This window comes from Flavobacterium micromati, assembly GCF_900129585.1.
GTDB lineage: Bacteria > Bacteroidota > Bacteroidia > Flavobacteriales > Flavobacteriaceae > Flavobacterium > Flavobacterium micromati.
Window position 1 is genome coordinate 32,538 of sequence record NZ_FQWF01000015.1, and the last position, 22,786, is coordinate 55,323.

Below are 22,786 nucleotides of genomic sequence, written 5' to 3' on the forward strand. Positions count from 1 at the left end.
AATGGCAGGAAATAGCTACGGAACCCTATTTAGACTTACAACTTTTGGAGAATCACATGGTGAAGCCCTAGGCGGAATTATAGATGGTTGTCCTTCTGGAATAACAATTGATTTAGAGGCAATTCAAGCAGAAATGGCTCGTCGAAAACCAGGTCAATCGGCAATTGTTACGCAGCGTAAAGAACCAGACGACGTTCAGTTTTTATCAGGAATCTTTGAAGGTAAAACTACTGGTACATCAATAGGCTTTATTATTCCAAACACCAATCAGAAGTCAGATGATTACTCTCATATAAAAGATAATTTTAGACCAAGTCACGCTGATTATGTTTATGAACAAAAATACGGAATACGCGATTATAGAGGTGGAGGACGAAGTTCAGCAAGAGAAACAGCGAGTAGAGTAGTTGCAGGAGCAATAGCCAAGCAAATTTTACCAGAAATTAAAATTAATGCTTACGTTTCATCAGTTGGACCACTTGTTTTAGATAAATCATACCAAGACTTAGATTTTTCAAAAACCGAAAATAATCCAGTTCGTTGTCCTGATGAAGAAATGGCAGTTGTTATGGAAGATTATATTCGCGATATTAGAAAACAAGGTGACACAGTAGGCGGAACTGTTACTTGCGTTATTCAAAATGTTCCTATTGGACTTGGGGAACCGGTTTTTGATAAACTCCATGCCGAACTTGGAAAAGCAATGCTCTCGATAAATGCAGTAAAAGGGTTTGAATATGGCAGCGGATTTGAAGGGTCAAAAATGAAAGGGAGCGAGCACAATGATCTTTATAATAATGACGGCACTACAAAAACTAATTTATCAGGTGGAATTCAAGGGGGTATCAGCAACGGAATGGATATCTATTTCCGTGTTGCGTTTAAACCAGTAGCCACTATAATGCAAAAACAAGAATCCTTAGATAACAAAGGTAATATTACCGAAATGACTGGAAAAGGACGTCATGATCCATGCGTTGTTCCCCGCGCTGTACCTATAGTTGAAGCGATGGCAGCCATAGTATTAGCTGATTTTTATTTAATAAATAAAACTTTAAAATGAAATTGGCCCTACATTGGAAAATATTGATAGGGATGATCCTCGGGTTGTTATTTGGGATATTGATGAAGAATTTCCAGATGGTTGGTGCCGTAACGGACTGGATCAAACCTTTTGGAACTATTTTTATAAATCTCTTAAAAATGATTGCTGTGCCACTGATTGTGGTTTCTTTAATAACTGGTCTTGCTGATTTAAAAGATATTTCTAAATTATCTAAATTAGGCGGAAGGACAGTCGCTCTGTATTTATTTACAACTGTTACAGCAGTTTCGATTGGTTTAGTTTTAGCAAATATTGTAAAACCTGGAAGCTATATAAATGAAGTTTCTAGAGATACTCTTTTAACAAGTTTTAATGGTGACGCTAATGCAAAAATTCAGCTGGCGGAGTCGGCTAAGAATCAAGGACCCTTGCAACCATTAGTGGATGTGGTTCCAGAGAATTTTTTTCAGGCATTAACTGATAATGCAAGTATGTTAAAAGTAATTTTATTTACCATTCTTTTAGGTATCGGAATAATTTTAATTGATGAAAAAAAGTCGAAACCTGTGGTTGATTTTTTTAAAGGTCTAAACGAAGTTATTCTGAAAATTATTGATATTATTATGCTTGCCGCACCCATAGGCGTTTTCGCTTTGATGGCGGCTTTGATGGTAGAAATCCCCGATTTCACAACTCTTGGAGCCTTAGCCATTTATGGATTGACTGTATTGTTTGGTCTTTTAATAATGACATATATTGTATATCCGACGTTACTTTATAGTTTTGCTAAAGTAGGTCCTAGACGCTTTTTTTCGGCTATTGCTCCCGCTCAATTGCTTGCTTTTTCGACTAGCTCAAGTGCGGCGACTTTACCTGTAACTTTAGAACGAGTTACTGAACACCTAGGCGTTGATGAAGAAGTTACAAGTTTTGTATTACCACTAGGCGCAACCGTAAACATGGATGGAACCAGTTTATATCAAGCCGTTGCAGCTGTGTTCATTGCACAAGCTATGGGAATTCATTTAGATTTAACCACGCAGCTGATGATCGTAGTTACAGCAACTTTGGCCTCTATTGGCTCAGCAGCTGTTCCAAGTGCAGGAATGGTGATGCTTGTAATTGTATTAGGTCAAGCAGGAATTCCAGAAGCTGGTTTAGCGCTAATATTTGCTATCGACAGGCCGTTAGATATGTGCAGAACTGTGGTTAATGTAACAAGCGATTCAGCAGTTTGCGCTATTGTTGGAAATTCAGTTGGAAAATTGAGAAGTCCAGATGATCTTCAAGAGCGAAAATTTTAACTCCCACAAAAATGATTTGACGGTAGTAAATTATAGTTTTAGTGCTATTTTTATTTCTATTCCTGTTTTTAATAATAATTTAAATGCTTGTTTGATAGATGAAAAAAGAATAGTACTTTCGGTGCCAATTTAATAATCAATCATTTAATGAACAGCAATACCGATAAGAAACCATCGTTTTTTTCAGGATTAACAGGTCAAATATTAATAGCAATGGTTTTAGGTGCTGTTTTGGGTATTTGTATCCACAACTTCATTTCTCCAGAAGACGCTCAAGCATTTAGTAAAAAAATAAAAATTTTAGCAACGGTCTTTATTAGACTAGTTCAAATGATAATTTCGCCTTTAGTATTTACCACTTTGGTTGTGGGAATTGCTAAACTTGGTGATATTAAAGCCGTAGGTAGAATTGGGGGTAAGGCTATGGGTTGGTTTTTTACAGCTTCCTTTGTTTCATTATTACTGGGAATGTTTTTTGTAAATGCTTTGAAGCCAGGCGTTGGACTTAATTTACCAAGTATCGATCTAGCTTCCGCATCAGAAGTTACTGCTAAAACGCAAAATATTTCCTTTGAAAATTTTATTGAGCATATAGTGCCTAAAAGTATTTTTGAGGCAATGGCGACTAATGAAATTTTACAAATCGTAATTTTCTCTATTTTCTTTGGCTTAGCAGCGGCTTCATTAGGAGATTATGTTAAACCGGTTACGCATGCTTTTGAAAAAATTTCGCATATAATTTTAAAAATGGTTAACTATGTAATGAAGTTTGCACCAATTGGAGTTTTTGGAGCCATCGCTGGAGTATTTGCAGTCCGTGATTTTCAAGAGTTAGCCATTACGTATTTTAAGTTTTTTGGTTCATTTCTTATCGGAATCTCCTCGCTTTGGGTTGTGCTGATTGTTGTTGGATATATTTTTCTGAAAGGTAGAATGACTATTTTACTCAAAAGAATTGTTAGTCCATTAATTATCGCTTTTGGAACCACAAGTAGCGAGGCTGTTTTTCCAAAATTAACAGAGGAGCTAGAGCGTTTTGGTGTAAAAGATAAGATTGTTTCATTTATGCTTCCCCTTGGATATTCTTTTAATTTAGATGGGAGTATGATGTACATGACTTTTGCCAGTATATTTATAGCACAGGCGTATGGAATCGATCTAGATATTGGAACTCAAATGACAATGTTGCTTGTGTTGATGCTTACTAGTAAAGGTATTGCTGGTGTTCCACGTGCAAGTTTAGTAGTTGTTGCAGCAACTTGTGGTATGTTTGACATTCCTATTGAAGGGATTGCTTTAATATTGCCCATTGATCATTTTTGTGATATGTTTCGTAGCGCAACAAATGTTTTAGGAAATGCATTAGCAACATCAGTTGTGGGAAAGTGGGAGGCTGATACTGAGAGCGTGAATCCAATCGAGTCTAAAATTGAAATTTTATATAATGAAAATGCCTATTAGCTTTCGCAATAGGCATTTTTTTATACTATCAAATCGCAAACTTCTGTCAAAATTCGAACGACGAAATTATTTCTGTAATAAAATATTAAATAGGTAATTCTCGAAAATCAGAGCTTGCAGCAAAATATTTAATTCTTAGAAATTAATACCAGCGTTTTTTATTTTGTTTAGAAACTTCTGATTTTCTTGACTTGTGTGCGGCACCGCTTCTGTTAGAATTATTTTGTTTTACTCCCGGAGCTGTTTCAGGACTCCCTGAATGCCAACCGTAGGGATGATCACTCACGATTTTAACATCAACTTTTATTAATCTTTGAATATCTTTCCAGTACTGATGTTCGTCTTTTCCACAAAAAGATATCGCAACACCAGCATTCCCTGCACGACCAGTTCTACCTATTCTATGAACATAGGTTTCAGGAACGTTAGGTAAATCAAAATTAATTACAAAAGGCAGTTGGTCAATATCGATTCCTCTTGCTGCAATATCAGTAGCTACCAGAACATTAACTTCTTTATTTTTAAAACCATCTAAAACTCGCTGTCTTGCGTTTTGAGATTTATCTCCGTGAATTGCCTCAGCAGCGATGTCGTGTTTGCGCAGCGCTTTGACAACATTATCAGCTCCGTGTTTTGTTCGAGAAAAAACCAAAACATTAGCTAAATTTTCGTTTTTTATTAAATGGTACAATAAATTCCTTTTTTCTCCTTTTTCAACAAAATAAACGCGTTGTTCTACATTTTCGGCAGTTGATGAAACGGGAGAAACGCTAACTGTTGCGGGATCTTTTAAAAACATTTCGGCCAACTCTCTAATAGCTACTGGCATTGTTGCAGAAAACAAAAGTGTTTGTCTATTGTTAGGCGTCAATTTCACGATTTTTTTGACATCATTTACAAATCCCATATCCAGCATTTGATCTGCTTCGTCAAGAACTAGTGTATGTAAATGATCTAAATCTATAAAACCTTGTTTCACTAAATCAAGCAAACGTCCAGGAGTTGCAATCAGGATGTCTATTCCTTTTTTTAACATTTCCACCTGAGGCACTTGAGAAACCCCACCAAAAATCGTTAGTTGAACTAAATTAGTATATTTTGCATATTGATCAAAATTTTGACCTATTTGAACTGCCAATTCTCTGGTAGGTGTAATTACTAAAGCACGAATTGGGCTCGCTTTTTTAGAGGATCCTACAATTCTATGAAGTTGATGAATAATTGGAATTGCAAAAGCAGCTGTTTTTCCAGTTCCTGTTTGCGCACAGCCTATCATATCGCGTCCCGATAAAACGATTGGAATTGCTTGTTCTTGTATAGGTGTTGCTTCTAAGTAGCCTTGCTCGAACACAGCTTTTTGAATACTTTTTGAGAGTGATAAATCTTCGAATAACATATTTTAAGTTTAAATATCATGCAATAAGTACATGTATAGTGCCGCAAAGATAGGATTAATATTTTTGATGCTAAATTGATACTCAAGTGAAATATGTTTCAGTAACTTTTAATCAAGCAAGCATTACCTAATCTGGTTTTATTGAGTTAGATTTTATAAAATCGGTTATTAAATATCCAATTAATTTGCCTACCAAGTTATTGTTTTTTTCTTCTCCTAATTCTGGTGCCCCTTCACAAATATGCAAATAAGTGGCGTTTTTGTTTTTTCCAAAATAAGATATAAATTGTCGAAGTTGTTCTATAGAATAACCACTAATAGTCATAGCGCTACTAGGAATATTAGGAATCGCATCCAAATCAATTTCAATTCCATAAAAATCTTTTCCAATGAATTCGAGTGCTTTTTCCATTTCAAGATTAAACTCCTTTTCTTTGCGAATTGCAACACTTTCATAGGTGTTATAGCAAACCCGATCGTCCAATTTTTTTATTACGTCCAAAACACTTTTTGAGACATAATTTTCGTGTAATCCAAAGATGAAGTACTTTTTAAGAAATCCTTCTTCATACGCATAGGAAAAACCGTTGCCACTATGGCGTCCTTCTAAAATTCTGAAATCAGAGTGCGCATCAAAATTTATAGCGTTTATTGATTTTCCTTTGGCAAGAGCCGCACCTTTTATATTTCCGTAAGAATTATTGTGTCCGCCTCCAATTACGATAGGTATTTTTCCCGCACTAACAAGTTTGAAAATAATATGTGAAACATCTTTATCAATTTTATCTACTAATTGGCTTAGTTTAGAGCGATCATCAATGTCATGAAAATTTAATAATTCTACATTTTTCATCAAATCACTAACATCTAATTGTCCTAAAACAATTATTTGATTGCCTTTGCAAAAGCGATTATGCTGAATATTTGCAATACTTTTTATTGCACTATCCCAAGCTAATGCGGTGCCTGGTCGGCCATAATTTGCCCGTACTCCAATATCTTCGGGGATTCCAAAAATCACATATTTTGCGTCAGAGTTTTTTATAAATTCAAAAGCATCAGCATCTTTAGGAACAGTTATCATTTTCTCGCCAAATTTTATTTCTCCACTTCTGTGGTTTGTAATTTTTGCCAGATCTTTAATTGTAAAGGGAATGATTTTTTCCATCAAGAAAATATTTTTAGTCAAAAATACTATAATTTGTTAAGTTCCGTTAATAGATAGTTATATATTATTAAATTTGAAAAAAAAATAACCAGATGGAAAATCAAAAAAGCAGTTCAAGTCTTAAGGCGGTAATAGCAGTTTTAGCTATTTTATTAGTAGGTAGTTTAGTTTATATATTCAAAATGACATCTGACGCAGATGTTGTAAAAACAGAATTAACTAGTACAATGACCGAAAAAGAATCGGTAATGAAAGATTTACAAGAATTGAAATCGACTTACGATGCTGCTATTTCTGAAAACACTTCTATGTCCGATGAATTAATCTTAGAACGAGATAAAGTGGTTGGCCTAATGTCCCAATTAAGTAAGTCAAAAGGTGACGTTGCTTCATTATCGAAGTACAAATCACAATTTAAGTCGCTTCAAGCAAATATGAAAGTTTTGATGACTGAAAACGAGAACCTAAAATTGGCTAACACGACACTTACAACAGAGCGTGATAGTACAATGGTTGTCCTAGGCGAGACTAAAAAAAATGTAGAAGCTTTAACTGGACAAAATGATGAATTGTCTAAAGCGGTTGAAATGGGTTCAAAATTAACTGTTTTGAATACTAGCGGGTCAGCATTTAAATTACGTAGTTCTGGTAAAGTAATTGAAACAGATAAAGCGAGTAAAGCTGATGTTCTAAGAGTTAAATTTACGATCGCAGAAAATGCAATTGCCAAATCAGGTACAAAAACTTACTATGTTCAAGTTATTGATGGTAAAAATAATGTAATAGGTGATAAGAAAACAGAAAATTTTGGGGACAGTGTTTTAACTTACAGTTTTTTAACTAACGTAAATTATGAGAACAAAACAGTTCAAATTACCGAAGATCTAAAAGGGAAAGATTTTGCTAAAGGCACTTATTTCATTAATATTTTTGATAAAGATCAATTAGTTTCAAAAACAAGTTTTAATTTAAGATAATCAATTCTATTATTGAATTTGAGAAAGAGGAGCCTAATGCTCCTCTTTTTTTATGATACTATTTTGCCTTCTATTAGCACACTATCAATTAGATTGCTACCAAAAGAGTACGGTAGTTGATAAAAGGAGGAAATAGTCTTTGTAATAATAAGATTTGCTTTTTTTGCAATCGTGATGCTTCCATGAGTTTCTGAAATTCCCATTGCATAAGCGCCATTTATAGTTGCTGCATTAATAGCCTCCTCTGGTGTCATTTTCATTTTTATACAAGCTGTTGCGACCACAAAATTCATATTTCCTGATGGAGTGGAACCTGGGTTGTAATCGCTTGCGAGCGCTAACGGAAGTCCTGCTGCAATCATTTCTCTCGCTGGCGTATAGGGAATACTCAAAAAGTAAGAACATGAAGGTAATGCTACAGCCATGGTTTCGGTATTTTTTAAAGACTCAATATCCACTTTTGTCATAATCTCAAGATGATCTACCGAAAGTGCATTGTATTTTATTCCTGATTGAATTCCCCCAATAGAATTGAATTGATTGACATGAATTTTTGGCTTTAAGCCAAATTTAATCCCAGCTTCGATAATTTTCTCCGTTTCCTCGACAGTAAAATATCCGGTTTCGCAAAACACATCTATATAATGAGCTAATTTGTTTTTAGCAATTTCAGGAAGCATTTCATTTACGATAGAGTCGATATATCCTTTTCGATTTTCCTTATATTCTGAAGGAATTGCATGCGCACCTAGAAAAGTTCCTTTAATGGTAATGGGATAATTCTGTGATAATTTTTGAATAACTCGAAGCATCTTTAATTCCCCTTCGACTGTTAATCCGTATCCTGACTTTATTTCTACTGCTCCAGTTCCTAAACGCATTACTTCTTCTAAACGAGTTTTGGATTGATTGTAAATATCTTCTTCGGTAGTGCCATTCAGTTTTTTAGCTGAATTTAATATTCCGCCACCGCGATTGGCAATTTCTTCATAATTCAATCCATTGATGCGATCTACAAATTCCTGATCTCTATTTCCAGCATAAACTATGTGCGTATGACTGTCACACCAGCAGGGTAATACCATTTTGCCGGTTGCATCTATAATTTTATCAGCTTCAATTGCAGGCAAATTTTCCATCTCGCCAAAGCCAGCGATGCGGTCATCTTCGATTAACAAAAAAGCATTTTTTATTGTTGGAAGATGTGCCATTTCTGACCCAGATACTTTATCGACGGATATTTCTCGAACCTGAAGTAATTCTTTGATATTGGTAATTAATGTGATCATTGCTATGGCAAATTATTCGGAAACCTTAATTTCAAACATTTTATCCCAGTTCTTTCCTGTAATAAAAATGGTTTTTGTTTTAGGGTTATAGGCAATTCCGTTTAGTACATCAGTGTCTGGTAATTGAGAAACTTTACTTTTTAAATCAACAAGATTAATTATAGCTTCTACAGCACCAGTTTCAGGATTTATAACAGCAATTGCATCTTTTTGATAGATATTGCCATAGATTTTTCCATTAATCCACTCTAGTTCATTTACTGATTTTATTTTAGTTTCGTAGGAATAAACGTTTATATAATCTACTTCTTTCATAGTCTCTGGATCTAATTTCCATATTTTCTCTGTCCCATCAGATTGGTATAAGTAGGTGCCATCATTTGTAAGCCCCCAACCTTCTAGTTTTTTCTTAAAATAGGGAAATGTTTTTTCTTTCTTGAAAGTATCGGCATTGTAAATATATCCTTCATTGTTTTGCCAAGTAAGTTGGTACACTTTATTGTTTAAAATTGTTATTCCTTCGCCAAAATACTGATCAGCTAATTCCACTTTCTTATATACTTTTCCTGTTTTGTAATTTGTTTTTCTTAAACTAGAAATTCCTTTTTTGCCAGAAGCATTGCTTCCGTTTCCGGTTCCTTCATAAAGGGTATCCCTATAAAATTCTAAACCTTGTGTATACGCTTGATAATCGTGTGGATAAGTATTTACAATTGTATATTTCAATAATTTAGGTTGCACGTTAGAAACGAGCTCAATTCTGGAGGTTGCTTCGCTATTCTCTCCAGCAAAATATACTAGTGCTTTTATATTTTGATATCCTAATTTTTGATCCTTTAATTCAAATGTTATTTTATCACTACTTTTTTTTGCATTTATTTTTTTATCGTTTACAAAATAGATAATACTATCTACAGCCTTATTTTTTGGGTTTAAAATCCCTATTTGTAACGACTCTTGCGGCTGATATTGTTCCTTAAAAGCAGTTTTATCAATAGTGAATATCGAATTTACTCCTTTTTTTGTATCACCACATTTGGCTAACGTAATTCCTAATAAAATGATAGATAGGAAGTTATATTTTTTCATAATTTAAATATTTGATAGAACAATATACAACGATATTTTAAAGGGACAAAGGTATTGCAAAAATATAAAAAGTGTTGTACATTTGCACCGGCAAGTCCTACACGACCAGCTCCTGCAGACTCCCCCAGGATGGGAACATAGCAAGGGTACGTGGTTGAGCGGTGCGATGTAGGTCGCTTGCCATTTTTTTTTAATCTGCTCTATGTGGAAAATAAGGTTCTTACCAAAGAATTTATGTAATAATAGTCTTCCATTAGGAAGATTTTTTTATTTTTGGATGTTTCGTATTTTTAAAAGAAATAAAATGAGTAAAGTAGTTCTTATCACAGGCGGTTCATCAGGAATAGGGAAATCAATAGGTGAATTTTTACACCATAAAGGTTTTACGGTTTATGGAACCAGTAGAAATCCACAACGAATACTAAATTCGGTTTTTCCTTTAGTGGCTTTAGATGTTCGAAACGTAGATTCGATTCAGCTGGCTGTGGCCAAAATAATAGCTACGTCTGGAGGATTAGATATTGTTATTAATAATGCTGGTGTTGGAATCACTGGGCCTTTGGAAGAAATTCCAATGGAAGAAATCAAAAATAATTTTGAGACTAATTTCTTTGGACCTATTGAAGTAATGAAAGCCGTGTTGCCGCAAATGCGTGTGCAAAAATCAGGATTAATAATTAATATCACTTCTATCGCTGGATATATGGGTTTACCTTATAGAAGTGTGTATTCTGCTTCAAAAGGAGCTTTAGAACTCATTACTGAAAGTTTACGAATGGAAGTAAAATCCTTTGGTATTGACATTACAAATGTTGCACCAGGTGATTTTGCCACTAATATCGCGTCGGGACGTTTTCATGCTCCAGTAATAAAAGGTTCGGCTTATGAGAGTGTTTATGGTAACACTTTAAAAACTATGGACGAGCATGTCAATAGCGGCAGTAATCCTAATGAAATGGCGGAAGCTGTTTACAAAATTATACAAGATCCAAGCCCTAAAATTCACTACAAAGTAGGCGCTTTTATGCAAAAATTCTCCATTGTTTTAAAAAGAATTTTGCCTGACAAAGTGTACGAAAAAATGTTGATGAACCATTATAAAATATAATTACGGAAAAAATTGAGGACTTCTTGCCCGACTTAGGATTGTTGTTATGTCTTGTTTTATTTAGTTTAATAATATTTAAAGTTGTGAGATGGATCAATGCTATTATTAGTAATAATGAACTTTATAAAGAGGATATGCTTAATGTTCTTGAGGAAATCAGAGATGAACTTAAAGAATTGAATAAAAACAATTTAGTTAAGTAAATTTAAGTTGTAATTTTGCACAGAATTTGTTTGCGTGAGGGATTGTAGTGAAAATCCTTTTCCTTTTTAGGAAAAGATTGTAGCGGAAAGCCCGACCCGAAGCTGCCAGGAGGAACGACGAAGCTAGCTGAAAGGTCACGCCCAAATAGAACACACACAATTAAATTATATAGTATGAAATTTTTTATTGACACGGCTAATTTAGCTCAGATTAAAGAAGCACAAGCTTTAGGCGTTTTAGATGGCGTTACTACAAACCCGACATTGATGGCCAAAGAGGGAATTACAGGTAAAAACAGCATCTTGAAGCATTATGTTGACATTTGTAATCTTGTTGATGGCGATGTAAGTGCCGAAGTAAATGCTTTAGATTACGACGGAATGATAAAAGAAGGAGAAGAATTAGCCGACTTACACGAGCAAATTGTTGTGAAGCTACCAATGACGAAAGAAGGAGTTATGGCTGCTAAATACTTTTCGGACAAAGGTGTTAAAACTAATGTTACTTTGGTGTTTTCGGCGGGGCAGGCTTTATTAGCTGCAAAAGCTGGTGCAACTTATGTTTCGCCGTTCATCGGTCGTTTAGATGATGTATCTACTGACGGTCTTGCTTTAATTGAAGAAATAAGATTGATTTATGACAATTACGGTTACGAAACTCAAATTCTTGCTGCTTCAGTGCGTCACACGATGCACATTGTGAACTGCGCTAAAATTGGTGCTGATGTGATGACTGGCCCACTTTCAGCAATTTATGGATTGTTGAAACACCCATTGACTGATATAGGATTGGCGCAGTTTGTTGCCGATTTTGAAAAGGGAAATAAATAAGTACTACTTTATTACTTACAACAAAAAAATCCGATTTGCCTTTACGCAAATCGGATTTTTTTTTGGTTTGATTTTGGTTTATTTATTATTAGTGTCCGCCACCTTCACTCTTAATTTGGTATATTCCTTGCTTTTGTAATATTTTAGGACAGTAAAAGCCATAAAATGCTAAATAGGCAAAACCAGCGAGTGGTACGACGTAAGAGAAATGTGTGTATGAAATTCCCACTATTCCGCTTGGGTTTGTTAAATCTAAATCGCAAATTGCTCCTTGAACAAGAGGAATTACACCACCACCCAGAATCATCATAATTAAAAATGAAGATGCTTTTCCTGTATTTTTGCCTAATCCAGCAATCGCTAAATCAAAAATTGAAGGCCACATGATTGATAGGAATAAACCACCTGAAATAAAGAAAAATTTAGCAATTTCGGTATCAGAGACTACTAAACCAGCAAACATCATTGCTAAACCAGAGATTCCAAAAAGCATTAATGTTTTCCCAGCATTTTTTCCACCCACAAAACTGACTGCAATAAAAAGTAAAATCCAAAGAGGATAAATATAAAAAGCAGAAACATCATGTGCAGCAAAGACATTAGCTCCTATAATGACTCCAAATGCCAACGCTGGAACAATAAATTTTAATGCCGTATTAACTAAATTTGTTGTGTTGAAGACATTTACTCCACCATTCCAACGCCCAATCATTAAACTTCCCCAATATAAAGCAATAAACGGCGAAATAGCATCTTCTAAGATTCCACCAAATTCTCTCGTGTGAAGTAGTGCGGGTAAATTACTAATGATAGTCACTTCGGTACCTACGTAAATGAAGATGGCTAACATTCCTAAATACAATTGGGGATAATCAAAAATTCTAAACGTAGCTGGCGCATCGTCGGTTTTTGCCTCTTCTTGTTTAGCTGGATCTTCAATTTTAGAAAAATACATAAAGATTGCTACTCCAATGAATGCTAAACCTAAAATGATAAACGGTAATTTAATATCCTCTAGTGATAGATTAGTTTTTTTATTATCTCCCATCCCAAACAGCGCGATAGCTAAGATAATACCACCCATTGTAGTTCCAAAAGAGTTTAAACCTCCTGCGAGAGTTAATCGGTGCGCACCAGTCTCTGGGCTTCCCATTTTTATAGCGAGAGGATTTGCAACAATTTGCTGAATAGAAAATCCCAAACCTACGGTAAATAAAGCAGTCAAGAAGAAAGGAAAACTTTCCATTGTCGCAGCCGGAATAAATAAAAATGAGCCTACTGCTGAAAGAAGCAATCCCGCTGATAATGTTTTTTTGTAACCAAATTTTTGTAACACATCCGACTTTAATGAAACCAGAAAAAATATTAGTGAACCTACGAAATAAGCAACATAAAACGCCCAAGCAACTAATTGAGACTGAAGTTGTGATAAAGTAAATACTTTTTTAAATACTGGAATTAAAATATCATTGGCAGAGCCAACAAATCCCCAAAAGAAGAATACTATAATTAGGGATATAAATTGTCCCCATTTTGTCTGCAAATTTTCTGAATTCATAATTATTCGTTAGTTATATTGTATAGAAGACCGTAAATATATTTGTTAACTAAACTAAAAAAAAATAAAAAAGAATAAATGTGATTATAATTATAGAATAATCATTTTTTTTTCAATTCATCATCTTTATTTGACTATTTCTCAGTTTTAGCTTAAATATATCAAATTGATTTGCTTAGTTTTATTATTATCGTACCTAATTCCAAATTTTATTTGACACAATTGAGCTTTTTTACTTGTTAATTTTTAGCCTCTTTTTTTATTGTTATAGTTGGCCATTAGAGACAATAGACATTTTACTAATTTAATTCAGCTTTTGTAAATTGCAACATTGACTTTAGGTAACAATTTTGTTTAAAAATTAATGTCATTTAGTATCTCGCTTTTCCTAAAACCTTTTCGATTATCTGATGGGGATTTCTTTTCGCTCAATTAACAAATTGCAAATAGTTATCTAGGAAAATAAATGATTATAATCTGTTAGTTGCATTTAGCAGTTGTTAAGGTATTTCCAAGTAAATATATTTCGCTAATTTTTTCGTACTTTTGCAAAAATTTTATAAAAAGATATTCATGTTAACAGTAAATAATTTATCAGTTCAGTTTGGCAAAAGAATTTTATTTGACGAAGTAAATACAACCTTTACACACGGTAATATTTATGGAGTTATTGGAGCTAACGGCGCTGGAAAATCTACTTTTCTTAAAATAATTGCAGGTGAAATGGATCCTACTTCGGGACACATCCATTTAGAACCAGGAAAACGCATGTCGGTTTTAAACCAAAACCACAATATGTTTGACGAAAGCACTGTTCTTGAAACCGTAATGATGGGTAATAAAACCTTATATGCGATCAAAAAAGAAATGGATGCTTTGTATTTAGATTACAATGATTCTAATGCCGATAGAATAGGGGAGTTGCAAGTGCAGTTTGAAGAAATGAATGGATGGAACGCTGATTCAGATGCGGCCTCGATGCTTTCAAATCTTGGAATTACAGAGGAACATCATTATACTTTAATGGGTGATTTAGAGGGGAAAATTAAAGTACGTGTGCTTTTGGCGCAAGCTTTATTTGGAAATCCGGATTTACTCATTATGGATGAGCCTACAAATGACTTGGATTTTGAAACGATTGCTTGGTTAGAAAATTTCTTAGCGAATTATGAAAATACCGTTATTGTAGTTTCGCACGATAGACACTTTCTAGATTCAGTTTGTACTCATATTTCTGATATTGATTATAGTAAAATTAATCACTACTCTGGAAATTACACTTTCTGGTATGAATCAAGTCAATTAGCCGCAAAACAGCGTGCTCAACAAAATAAGAAAGCCGAGGAAAAGAAACAAGAATTAGAAGAATTTATTCGTCGATTTTCTGCGAATGTTGCTAAGTCTAAGCAAGCTACTTCACGTAAAAAGATGATTAGTAAGTTGAATATTTCTGAGATAAAACCATCAAGTCGTCGTTACCCAGCAATAATTTTTGATCAAGAGCGTGAGGCTGGAGACCAAATATTAAATGTTCAAAATTTATGTACTTCAATCGAAGGAGAGGTTTTGTTTAAAGATGTAGATTTGAATATGGCAAAAGGAGATAAGATTGTTCTATTTTCTAAAGATTCTCGCGCCACAACTGCTTTTTATGAAATACTTAATGGAAATAAAAATGCAGATTCAGGAACTTACGATTGGGGTGTTACCACAAATCAGGCCTACTTACCGGTAGAAAATCATTCCTTTTTTGAAAGTGATGATACACTTGTAGACTGGTTGCGTCAATGGGTAAAAACAGAAGAGGAACGAGATGAAGTAAACATTAGAAGTTTCCTAGGTAAAATGATTTTTTCAGGAGAGGAAGCTTTGAAAACGTGCCGAGTATTATCAGGAGGAGAAAAAGTGCGCTGTATGTTGTCTAGAATGATGATGGAAAGAGCTAATATTTTAATGATGGATGAGCCAACGAATCACTTGGATTTAGAGTCGATTACTGCCTTTAATAACTCATTAAAAAACTTCAAGGGTTCTGTAATATTTACTACTCACGATCATGAATTTTCACAAACTGTTGCCAATAGAGTTATAGAATTAACGCCAAATGGAGCTATTGATCGCTACATGACATTTGACGATTACCTTGACGATGAAAAAGTACAAGAATTAAGAGTTAAAATGTACACGGTTTAAATAAACGGTATTAATAGCAAAGATTTATAAAAAATTTCCCTCTTCTTCAATATTTATTAAAGAGCGATTAAATAAGAATTACATCTTATTTAATCGCTCTTTTTTATTATAAAATTTTTACCTTTTATCCAAGACTCACAGTCTGTGTGTATAATAATTTGTGTAATTACACTGTTAGGTAAAAAACGGGCAATTAAATTTCCATTTATTCTTTCACCTTAGATTTGCGGTTTTTTATCAAAAAAATTTACATTCTACATTTTTAGTATTAAAGATTAAATAAAATTGAGTCAAATTAAAGAAATATCTAACTTATAATTTGAATAAAAGAAGCTATTTCTTTTCTATTAGTAAAACTTTTCACTTTTGTAATGTAACTGTTTTTCTTTTTTGGTATATAGGTTTCTGCAAGAAGTCGAGCCGATAAATAGCAAACTGTTGACTCCGCTCCTTGATTTAAATTTACATTTTCTTTTTCTAAACCATCATAACATCCGCCAGTGATAGGATTGTACATAATATGATTTAAATGGTTATTTCCTAAATACCAGTCAAATGCGAGCAGTAAGTATTTTTTATAGATTAGATCTCCAAAAGATTTATAAAATAGATCTAACGCGTTCATCATATAGCATGCTTCAATTGGCTGTTCTCCGTATTGATGCGCAATCGCACCTTTGCTAAGCCAGCCTTTGTTGCTAATTATCTTAAATTTATCATCGACAAACATTTTTGAAATCAAAAAATCCATTGATTCTATAGCTATTTTTTTTGTGCTGTCCTTGCCGGTTACTAAATATGAAGCAAGAAGCGCTTCTGGTAGAACGCTGTTCGCATAAGTCAACTTATTTTCAAACCATCTCCAGTTTGTAGAATTTTCAGCTACATATAATACTTTTAGTTTTTCGGATAATTCGTCGATAATATTTTTTAATGGCATTGACGGTATGTAACTGTATAAGTAACATAATCCTTTAATAGTAAAACCGATGGATCTGGGCGAGCTCAATTTTTTTGCAGCATTTAACGATTTATTAATGCAAAGATTAGCTTTATATATCAACGAAAACGGCAACGTATGGTTATGCAACGTCAATAAATATCCAAGAGCCCAAACCGCACGACCATTAGAATCTTCTAAATTTTCATCGATATTTCGCGGCTCTACAACATCATATTGGTCAACATAATTTATAAAATTTCCCTCGGTTTGTTGACATCTTTCTATAAAATTCACATACGTTTTCATGTAGTCAATGTCAGACTGATCATTTGTTAATTGGTAATGCTTACAAATTGAAATTAGAGCTCTGGCATTATCGTCTACTGTATATCCTGAATCTAAATCAGGCTCTGAGATTTTAGCGAATTGAATCATTCCTAATTTGGTTGTCATCGCTTTTTGATGATCCATTTTAATTTCGGGATACGTAATTTTAACTATATCTAAATCACTTGCAATTTTTTGATAAGCCCGTAAATGTTTTATAGCGGTATTTTCCCACGAGGTCTTAGTAGTTTTTGCGTAAGCGTTTAAAGCCATTGAAGTCCGAAGCTCTGGATTAGAGAGCAATTTTAGTGTCGCATTTGCAAATTGATCTACATTTTGAATATCAGCTAAAATTCCAATATCAGGAGTTAAACTTTCAAGGGTATGAGGTACTTTACTAGCAACAATAGGACATGAACAACCCATTGCATAAGAAAAAGTTCCACTAACTGCCTGGTTTGGATCTTTAGAGGTAAATAAATAAACATCTGTTGCTTTTAAATAATCTATTAACTGGTTCACCTTCAGATATTCATTCACAAAACGAACATTATTTTGCAAATTTAAATCTTCGACTATTACTTTTAATGAATTTCTATAAACATCTACATTGTCAACTATTGTATTTGGATGTGTTTTTCCAAGGATTAAATAAAGTACGTTTGGAAATTCTTTAACTATTTTAGGAAGCGCTTTGAGTCCAGTTTCGATATTTTTCCCTTCACCTAAAAGTCCAAATGTGGTTAAAATTAAACGATTCTCTAATTTCAACTTAACTTTTGCTTTTTCTGAATTTTCGTAATCTACCAAGTGCGTCCCGTGCGGAACAAAAGCGATACTGTCTTCATCGATATTATAATCTTCTAAGAGGATTTTCTTTGACTTATTAGTCATAACGAAAATAGCTTTTGAATAGCTACTCATTAATTGAACTAAAGCTTTTAGATTAGAATCAGGATTAGGAATGACACTGTGAAAAGTAAAAGCAACAGGTTTTTTAATTTCAGTTAAGAAATTTAATAAATAATTACCAAACTGTCCGCCAAATAATCCAAATTCGTGCTGAATATGAACCAGTTTTACGTCAGGATCTTTATTTATAGCAACTGCAACCTTTTTGTAAGCGTCAATATCTTTAGATGGCAAATGATAAGTAGAATCTGGACTTGGCGATCCTTTAAAAGTGACTTCGCAAATTTCACAACTAATACTTTTACCATAAATTTTATTGATAGCATTAATAGTGTCTTGGGTAAAAGTAGCAATACCACATTGTGTAGGAGGAAAAGTAGACAGGAAAACGATTTTTGAAGTGTTTGGTACTGTAATCATGTTGTTTGTGTTTTTGTTTATTAGTAAGCATTCAGTCATAAATGATTTAGTAATTCGTTTTTAAACCCTTAACAAGAATTAATCAACTCCTATCAAGGGTTTAATTTGGTCCCTGACCTGCACATTTATTCCTGTTTTTTAATTTAAGATATTATTTTTATCAGTTATTTATTAATATTTTCATTTTCTTTGCCCATATTTTTGGCAGCAGCTTTAAAATTAATTGAGTCACAAGCAGATTTACTTTGCGTTTCATCAGTTTGTTTTTCTTCGACTAATTTTACCGATAAAATTTTAGCAACTTTATCTTCGCCTTTTGTTTTGCAAAAGCAACTAAAATTCATTAAGCTGCAATTTTATAATTAGGCTGCACCTAATTTAAATTTTTATAATTTTTTGCCCTTGCTTCGATCCGTTGTGGCTTTTAAATCTTTCATAACAATTACAAAAATTGATTATTTCAAAATTAAAAAGAAAGACTAAAAAACATTTATAGAATTTATGGTATGATTTGCAAAATTTACTGAAAATCAAACACTACTATTTTTGAAGCTACTAAATTGCTAATTAAGATCTTAATGAGTCGTTTTTTAAAAAGGCGCTGGAGTAATGTTTACTGTTTGGTAAAGTTCAATAAAAGGTAAATTACAATTTCTTTTTAGACATAAAAAAAAGACAAAGCAAAAATAATTTGGTTTGTCTTTCTCGTAATATGTTTAATGCTATTTAATATTTTGCTGGCATACCTTCTTTTGGTAATGAATTTTTAATAAATTCTCTAAGGTCCTCGTTGGCTGTTTCAAGATCTTGTTTTCTTAGATACATCATGTGTCCACTTCTATATCCTTTCCAGCTCATTCTGTCTTTTAATTTTCCGCTTGGATCCATTTGCCATAAATTATACTTTGAATTAAAGTAATCACAGGCGCCGTCGTAATACCCTGCCTGAACCATTACATTTAAATAGGGATTTTGTGCCATCGCTTGACGCAAATTCTCTCCCGTAGAATCATTTGATCGATCCCAAGGGCTTACAGAGCCAAACATATTGTATTTAAAATCAGTTTTATAATTTAAATTATTCCTTAAATACATATTAATAGCAGGAGTAAAAGAATGCAACCACGAAGTTAATTCGGCATTAAAATCAGGTCTCTCTCCAGCATCTTTTCGATCAATTCCTTTATACCGGGAGTCTAACCGACCCACAGTAAAACCTTGATCTCTCAGCAACTCCTTCCAGAAATAATTAAAAGGGACATCAAGATTATTTTGCATTACCACTTTCTCCGATATTCCAGAATATCGCGCAATTTTTGCGGCTATTTCTTTTCTTTTTTGCTCGCTAAGTGAACTGCCTTTACTTAAGGAAGGCAACAATTCATTCATTGTAAAATCTTCTACTTCTGGGAGCATATTTGTCAAATCTTTGTTTTGCAAATCGGGACTTAACATCTTATGATACCATGCTGTTGCAGCAAAATATGGAAGTTTCAAAGCTCCATCGGTGGCAACTCCGCGGGTAATTCCCAATTCAGTTGGAGAAACTAGAATAACGCCGTTTAAATACATCCATTGATTATTTTGCAATTGCAGCGCCAACCCAGAAACGCGGGTAGTTCCATAGCTTTCGCCAATTAAATACTTAGGAGAGGCCCATCGATTTGTGCGTGTTACAAAGCCGCCAATCCAGTCAGCTAAATATTTTATATCCGCATTTGTTCCAAAAAATTTTGTTTTAGGAACTTCTTTGCTCGTAGCTCTTGAGTAAGCGGTGTTCACTGGATTTACAAAAACAATATCAGCAACATCTAATATTGAAAATGGATTCTGTTTTATGCTATATGGCTGCAAAGGATAACCTTCATCATCTACATTTAACAAACTTGGACCTGTATATGCAATTTGCATCCATACTGAGGCTGATCCTGGACCGCCATTAAACGAGATTATCAGAGGTCTTGAAGCACGATCTTTAATATCAGAACGTTCGTAATATGTATAAAATAATCCCGCAATTGCTTTTCCTTCTTCGTCCCAAACAGGCATTGTGCCGGTGGTTGCTTTATATGAAACTTTTTGTCCTTTGATTATAGTGTTATGCTGAGTGACAACACTTTGATCAGGATTAAATACTAGATTAGAGGCGGATTCAATTTCTTTAGAATTAGTCTTTGAGTCTTTCGTTTCTTGACCATAAGATTGATTTAAAATTCCCGTTACCAATAATAAAAAGAATATTTTTTTCATGCTTTTATTGTGTTTTTTATAATTTGTTATAATGATACTAAAGTATTGATTTTTCAATTAATAATAAGAAAGAACGGAAATCTATTCGAAAATAAAGGATAATATACGTTTCGTATTCATTTTCAAAAATATCTTCTAATAAATTAAAACTGGTAGGAATACATTTTACTTTTAAAAAACGTAATTTTAATAAAAATAAAGTTCTTATGATATTCATTAAAATCGATCAAAAAGCCATTTTAAAACGCTATAAACCCATTGACAAATTCACGCATAAAGGTATTCAAGGTCATGCGCTGATCATAGCTGGAAGTTATGGAAAAATAGGTGCTGCTTGTTTATCTGCTAAAGCTGCTTTAAAAACAGGTTGCGGTTTAGTGACCGCTTTTATTCCCGAATGTGGCTACGAAATTGTGCAAGCATCTATTCCAGAAGTTATGGTCTTGACCGATGTTGAGGTTAAATGTATTTCTAATATAACATTTGAAATTATTCCTGAGGCTATTGGAATTGGACCGGGAATGGGGCAGGAGTTAGCCACGCAAAACGCCTTTCATCAATTTTTACAAACCAATGCAATTCATTTAGTAATTGATGCTGACGGTTTAAATATTTTATCGCAGAACAAGTCGTGGCTTTCATTATTAAAATCCAAAACGATTCTAACGCCGCATCCAAAAGAACTGGAAAGATTAATTGGTAAATGGAAAACGGATGAAGAAAAATTTAGTAAAACCATTGCTTTTTCTAAAAAATATAATTTGATTATTGTAATGAAAGGCGCTCCAACTCATATTATTGATGCCGAAACTGTCTATGAAAATAGCACAGGAAATGCCGCACTCGCAACAGCGGGAAGTGGAGATGTTTTGACAGGAATGATTACAAGTTTATTAGCCCAATCCTACGATGCTATAGACGCAGCAATTATTGGAGTTTATCTACACGGCTTGACTGCTGATATTGCGCTGCCAGAAACTGGGTTTCAATCTTTTATTGCTTCTGATATTATCAAAAATATTGGAAAAGCGTTTTTAACATTAGAAATAAATACGAAATAACACAGGGAGTCATAAAATTAATCCTAGTTATATGTAAATTTGTCGCGGTCTAAAAAGCACCTTTAAAATTAGGTTATGGAAAATAAGCCCCATCTAAGAACTGTCAATGTTACTCGATATATTACTCCTTTGCGCGAAGGTGGTTCTTTGCCTGCATTGGCGGAAGCCGACGACGATTTTAAATATGTTTTAAAATTTAAAGGCGCAGGTCATGGTGTAAAAGCGCTGATTGCTGAACTTATTGGTGGAGAAGTGGCGCGGGTTTTAAAATTTAAAATGCCAGAACTCGTTTTTGCAAATCTGGATGAAGCCTTTGGACGCACCGAGGCTGATGAAGAAATTCAAGATTTATTACAAGGAAGTCAAGGACTTAACTTGGCTTTGCATTATTTATCGGGAGCTATCAATTATGACCCCGTTGTAACTGTTGTTGATGCTAAACTGGCGTCGCAAATTGTGTGGTTAGATGCTTTTATTACTAACGTGGATCGAACTTTTAGAAATACTAATATGTTGGTTTGGCACAAAGAACTATGGCTCATCGATCATGGAGCCTGTTTGTATTTTCATCATTCGTGGACTAACTGGGAAAAACACGCACAAAGTCCCTTTGCATTAATCAAAGATCATGTTTTATTACCTAAAGCATCAGCTTTGAAAGAAGTAGATTCGGAATTTAAAGCCATTTTATCAATAACGGTCCTGCAATCTATTGTTAATTTGATACCTCAAGAATGGCTCGTTTGGGAAGATAGCGATGATACTCCCGAAATGATTCGTGAAGTCTATCTTCAGTTTTTATTGATGCGATTAAACCATTCCGAAATCTTTATAAATGAAGCACAAAATGCAAGAAAAACACTTATATGAGTATGCAGTAATCCGAGTTGTGCCAATGGTAGAGCGCGAAGAGTTCCTAAATGTGGGTGTTATACTTTTTTGTAAAAAAGCCAAATTTATAAAGATGCTTTTTTGTATTGAAGAATCTAAAATGAGATTATTTTCGAGCGAATTAGATTTGGAACAACTACAATTAAACTTAGATTCCTTCCAGAAAATAGCACATGGAGCCAAAGATGGCGGACCAATAGCCCAATTTGAGATGCCAGAACGTTTCCGTTGGTTGACTGCTTTGCGCAGTTCTGTGATTCAAACATCAAGGCCACATTCGGGATTGAGCATCGATTTAGAACAAACAGCAAAACATCTATTTGAAGAAATGGTGTTGTAAAATTGATGAAAGAGAAAAAT

General features: G+C 33.9%; 18 protein-coding genes and 1 other RNA gene. 11 read left to right on the top strand and 8 right to left on the bottom strand.

Annotated features, from left to right (window positions below):
* Position 1: 1 nt before the first annotated feature.
* From aroC to BUB42_RS14800, 3 genes are all read left to right on the top strand, one after another.
* Positions 2-1,063, top strand: a complete 1,062-nt coding sequence (gene aroC / locus BUB42_RS14790) for a chorismate synthase (protein WP_073021757.1) — start codon at positions 2-4, stop codon at positions 1,061-1,063.
* Positions 1,060-2,349 (top strand): dicarboxylate/amino acid:cation symporter, encoded by a 1,290-nt coding sequence (locus tag BUB42_RS14795; RefSeq protein WP_073021758.1) that lies wholly within the window; start codon positions 1,060-1,062, stop codon positions 2,347-2,349. The genes aroC and BUB42_RS14795 overlap by 4 nt, the downstream gene beginning before the upstream one ends.
* Before the next feature lie 147 nt (positions 2,350-2,496).
* Positions 2,497-3,810: a dicarboxylate/amino acid:cation symporter gene (locus tag BUB42_RS14800; protein ID WP_073021760.1), complete on the top strand. Its 1,314-nt coding sequence runs from the start codon at positions 2,497-2,499 to the stop codon at positions 3,808-3,810.
* A gap of 142 nt (positions 3,811-3,952) precedes the next feature.
* On the opposite strand, the gene BUB42_RS14805 is transcribed toward BUB42_RS14800, so the two are convergent.
* Both BUB42_RS14805 and BUB42_RS14810 read right to left on the bottom strand, forming a co-directional pair.
* On the bottom strand, positions 3,953-5,206 hold the full coding sequence (locus BUB42_RS14805; RefSeq protein WP_073021762.1) for a DEAD/DEAH box helicase: 1,254 nt from the start codon (positions 5,204-5,206) through the stop codon (positions 3,953-3,955).
* A 127-nt stretch (positions 5,207-5,333) separates the two neighbouring features.
* Positions 5,334-6,374, bottom strand: coding sequence for a formimidoylglutamase (locus BUB42_RS14810; protein WP_073021763.1), 1,041 nt, complete (start codon positions 6,372-6,374; stop codon positions 5,334-5,336).
* Positions 6,375-6,466: 92 nt separating this feature from the next.
* Between BUB42_RS14810 and BUB42_RS14815 the strand changes: the two genes are divergently transcribed.
* The gene (locus tag BUB42_RS14815) at positions 6,467-7,351 is read left to right on the top strand and encodes a hypothetical protein (protein ID WP_073021765.1); all 885 of its coding nucleotides are present in this window, start codon (positions 6,467-6,469) and stop codon (positions 7,349-7,351) included.
* Between the two features lie 50 nt (positions 7,352-7,401).
* Here the strand turns inward: BUB42_RS14815 and hutI are convergent, their stop codons facing one another.
* On the bottom strand, positions 7,402-8,640 hold the full coding sequence (gene hutI / locus BUB42_RS14820; protein ID WP_073021767.1) for an imidazolonepropionase: 1,239 nt from the start codon (positions 8,638-8,640) through the stop codon (positions 7,402-7,404).
* A 12-nt stretch (positions 8,641-8,652) separates the two neighbouring features.
* The gene (locus BUB42_RS14825; protein WP_073021769.1) at positions 8,653-9,729 is read right to left on the bottom strand and encodes a glutaminyl-peptide cyclotransferase; all 1,077 of its coding nucleotides are present in this window, start codon (positions 9,727-9,729) and stop codon (positions 8,653-8,655) included.
* Between the two features lie 88 nt (positions 9,730-9,817).
* On the opposite strand from BUB42_RS14825, the gene ffs reads away from it, so the two are divergent.
* The 3 genes from ffs (at position 9,818) to fsa (ending at position 11,871) form a co-directional block, all read left to right on the top strand.
* An RNA gene (ffs, locus tag BUB42_RS14830) (signal recognition particle sRNA small type) lies at positions 9,818-9,915 on the top strand.
* 118 nt (positions 9,916-10,033) lie between these two features.
* The gene (locus BUB42_RS14835) at positions 10,034-10,837 is read left to right on the top strand and encodes an SDR family oxidoreductase (RefSeq protein ID WP_073021771.1); all 804 of its coding nucleotides are present in this window, start codon (positions 10,034-10,036) and stop codon (positions 10,835-10,837) included.
* Positions 10,838-11,214: 377 nt separating this feature from the next.
* Complete coding sequence (fsa, locus tag BUB42_RS14840; protein WP_073021773.1) at positions 11,215-11,871, top strand: fructose-6-phosphate aldolase; 657 nt, start codon at positions 11,215-11,217, stop codon at positions 11,869-11,871.
* A gap of 88 nt (positions 11,872-11,959) precedes the next feature.
* On the opposite strand, the gene BUB42_RS14845 is transcribed toward fsa, so the two are convergent.
* On the bottom strand, positions 11,960-13,429 hold the full coding sequence (locus BUB42_RS14845; RefSeq protein ID WP_073021774.1) for an MFS transporter: 1,470 nt from the start codon (positions 13,427-13,429) through the stop codon (positions 11,960-11,962).
* Positions 13,430-14,002: 573 nt separating this feature from the next.
* Here BUB42_RS14845 and BUB42_RS14850 point away from each other — a divergent pair.
* Positions 14,003-15,622 (top strand): ABC-F family ATP-binding cassette domain-containing protein, encoded by a 1,620-nt coding sequence (locus BUB42_RS14850; protein WP_073021776.1) that lies wholly within the window; start codon positions 14,003-14,005, stop codon positions 15,620-15,622.
* Positions 15,623-15,929: 307 nt separating this feature from the next.
* Here the strand turns inward: BUB42_RS14850 and BUB42_RS14855 are convergent, their stop codons facing one another.
* The 3 genes from BUB42_RS14855 to BUB42_RS14865 all read right to left on the bottom strand — a co-directional run bounded on the left by BUB42_RS14855 (position 15,930) and on the right by BUB42_RS14865 (position 20,474).
* A complete protein-coding gene (locus BUB42_RS14855; protein ID WP_073021794.1) occupies positions 15,930-18,224 on the bottom strand; it encodes a glycosyltransferase in 2,295 nt (764 codons plus the stop codon).
* A 164-nt stretch (positions 18,225-18,388) separates the two neighbouring features.
* Positions 18,389-18,568 carry a hypothetical protein gene (locus tag BUB42_RS14860; protein ID WP_073021777.1) on the bottom strand — a complete coding sequence of 60 codons (180 nt, stop codon included), beginning with the start codon at positions 18,566-18,568 and terminating at the stop codon, positions 18,389-18,391.
* A 382-nt stretch (positions 18,569-18,950) separates the two neighbouring features.
* Positions 18,951-20,474 (bottom strand): S10 family peptidase, encoded by a 1,524-nt coding sequence (locus BUB42_RS14865; protein ID WP_073021796.1) that lies wholly within the window; start codon positions 20,472-20,474, stop codon positions 18,951-18,953.
* A 206-nt stretch (positions 20,475-20,680) separates the two neighbouring features.
* Here BUB42_RS14865 and BUB42_RS14875 point away from each other — a divergent pair, with 206 nt between their 5' ends.
* The 3 genes from BUB42_RS14875 (at position 20,681) to BUB42_RS14885 (ending at position 22,766) form a co-directional block, all read left to right on the top strand.
* Positions 20,681-21,535, top strand: coding sequence for an NAD(P)H-hydrate dehydratase (locus BUB42_RS14875; protein WP_073021781.1), 855 nt, complete (start codon positions 20,681-20,683; stop codon positions 21,533-21,535).
* Between the two features lie 75 nt (positions 21,536-21,610).
* Positions 21,611-22,405, top strand: a complete 795-nt coding sequence (locus tag BUB42_RS14880) for a HipA family kinase (RefSeq protein WP_073021783.1) — start codon at positions 21,611-21,613, stop codon at positions 22,403-22,405.
* On the top strand, positions 22,383-22,766 hold the full coding sequence (locus BUB42_RS14885) for a DUF3037 domain-containing protein (protein WP_073021784.1): 384 nt from the start codon (positions 22,383-22,385) through the stop codon (positions 22,764-22,766). Before BUB42_RS14880 ends, BUB42_RS14885 begins: the two co-directional genes overlap by 23 nt.
* Positions 22,767-22,786 lie beyond the last annotated feature (20 nt).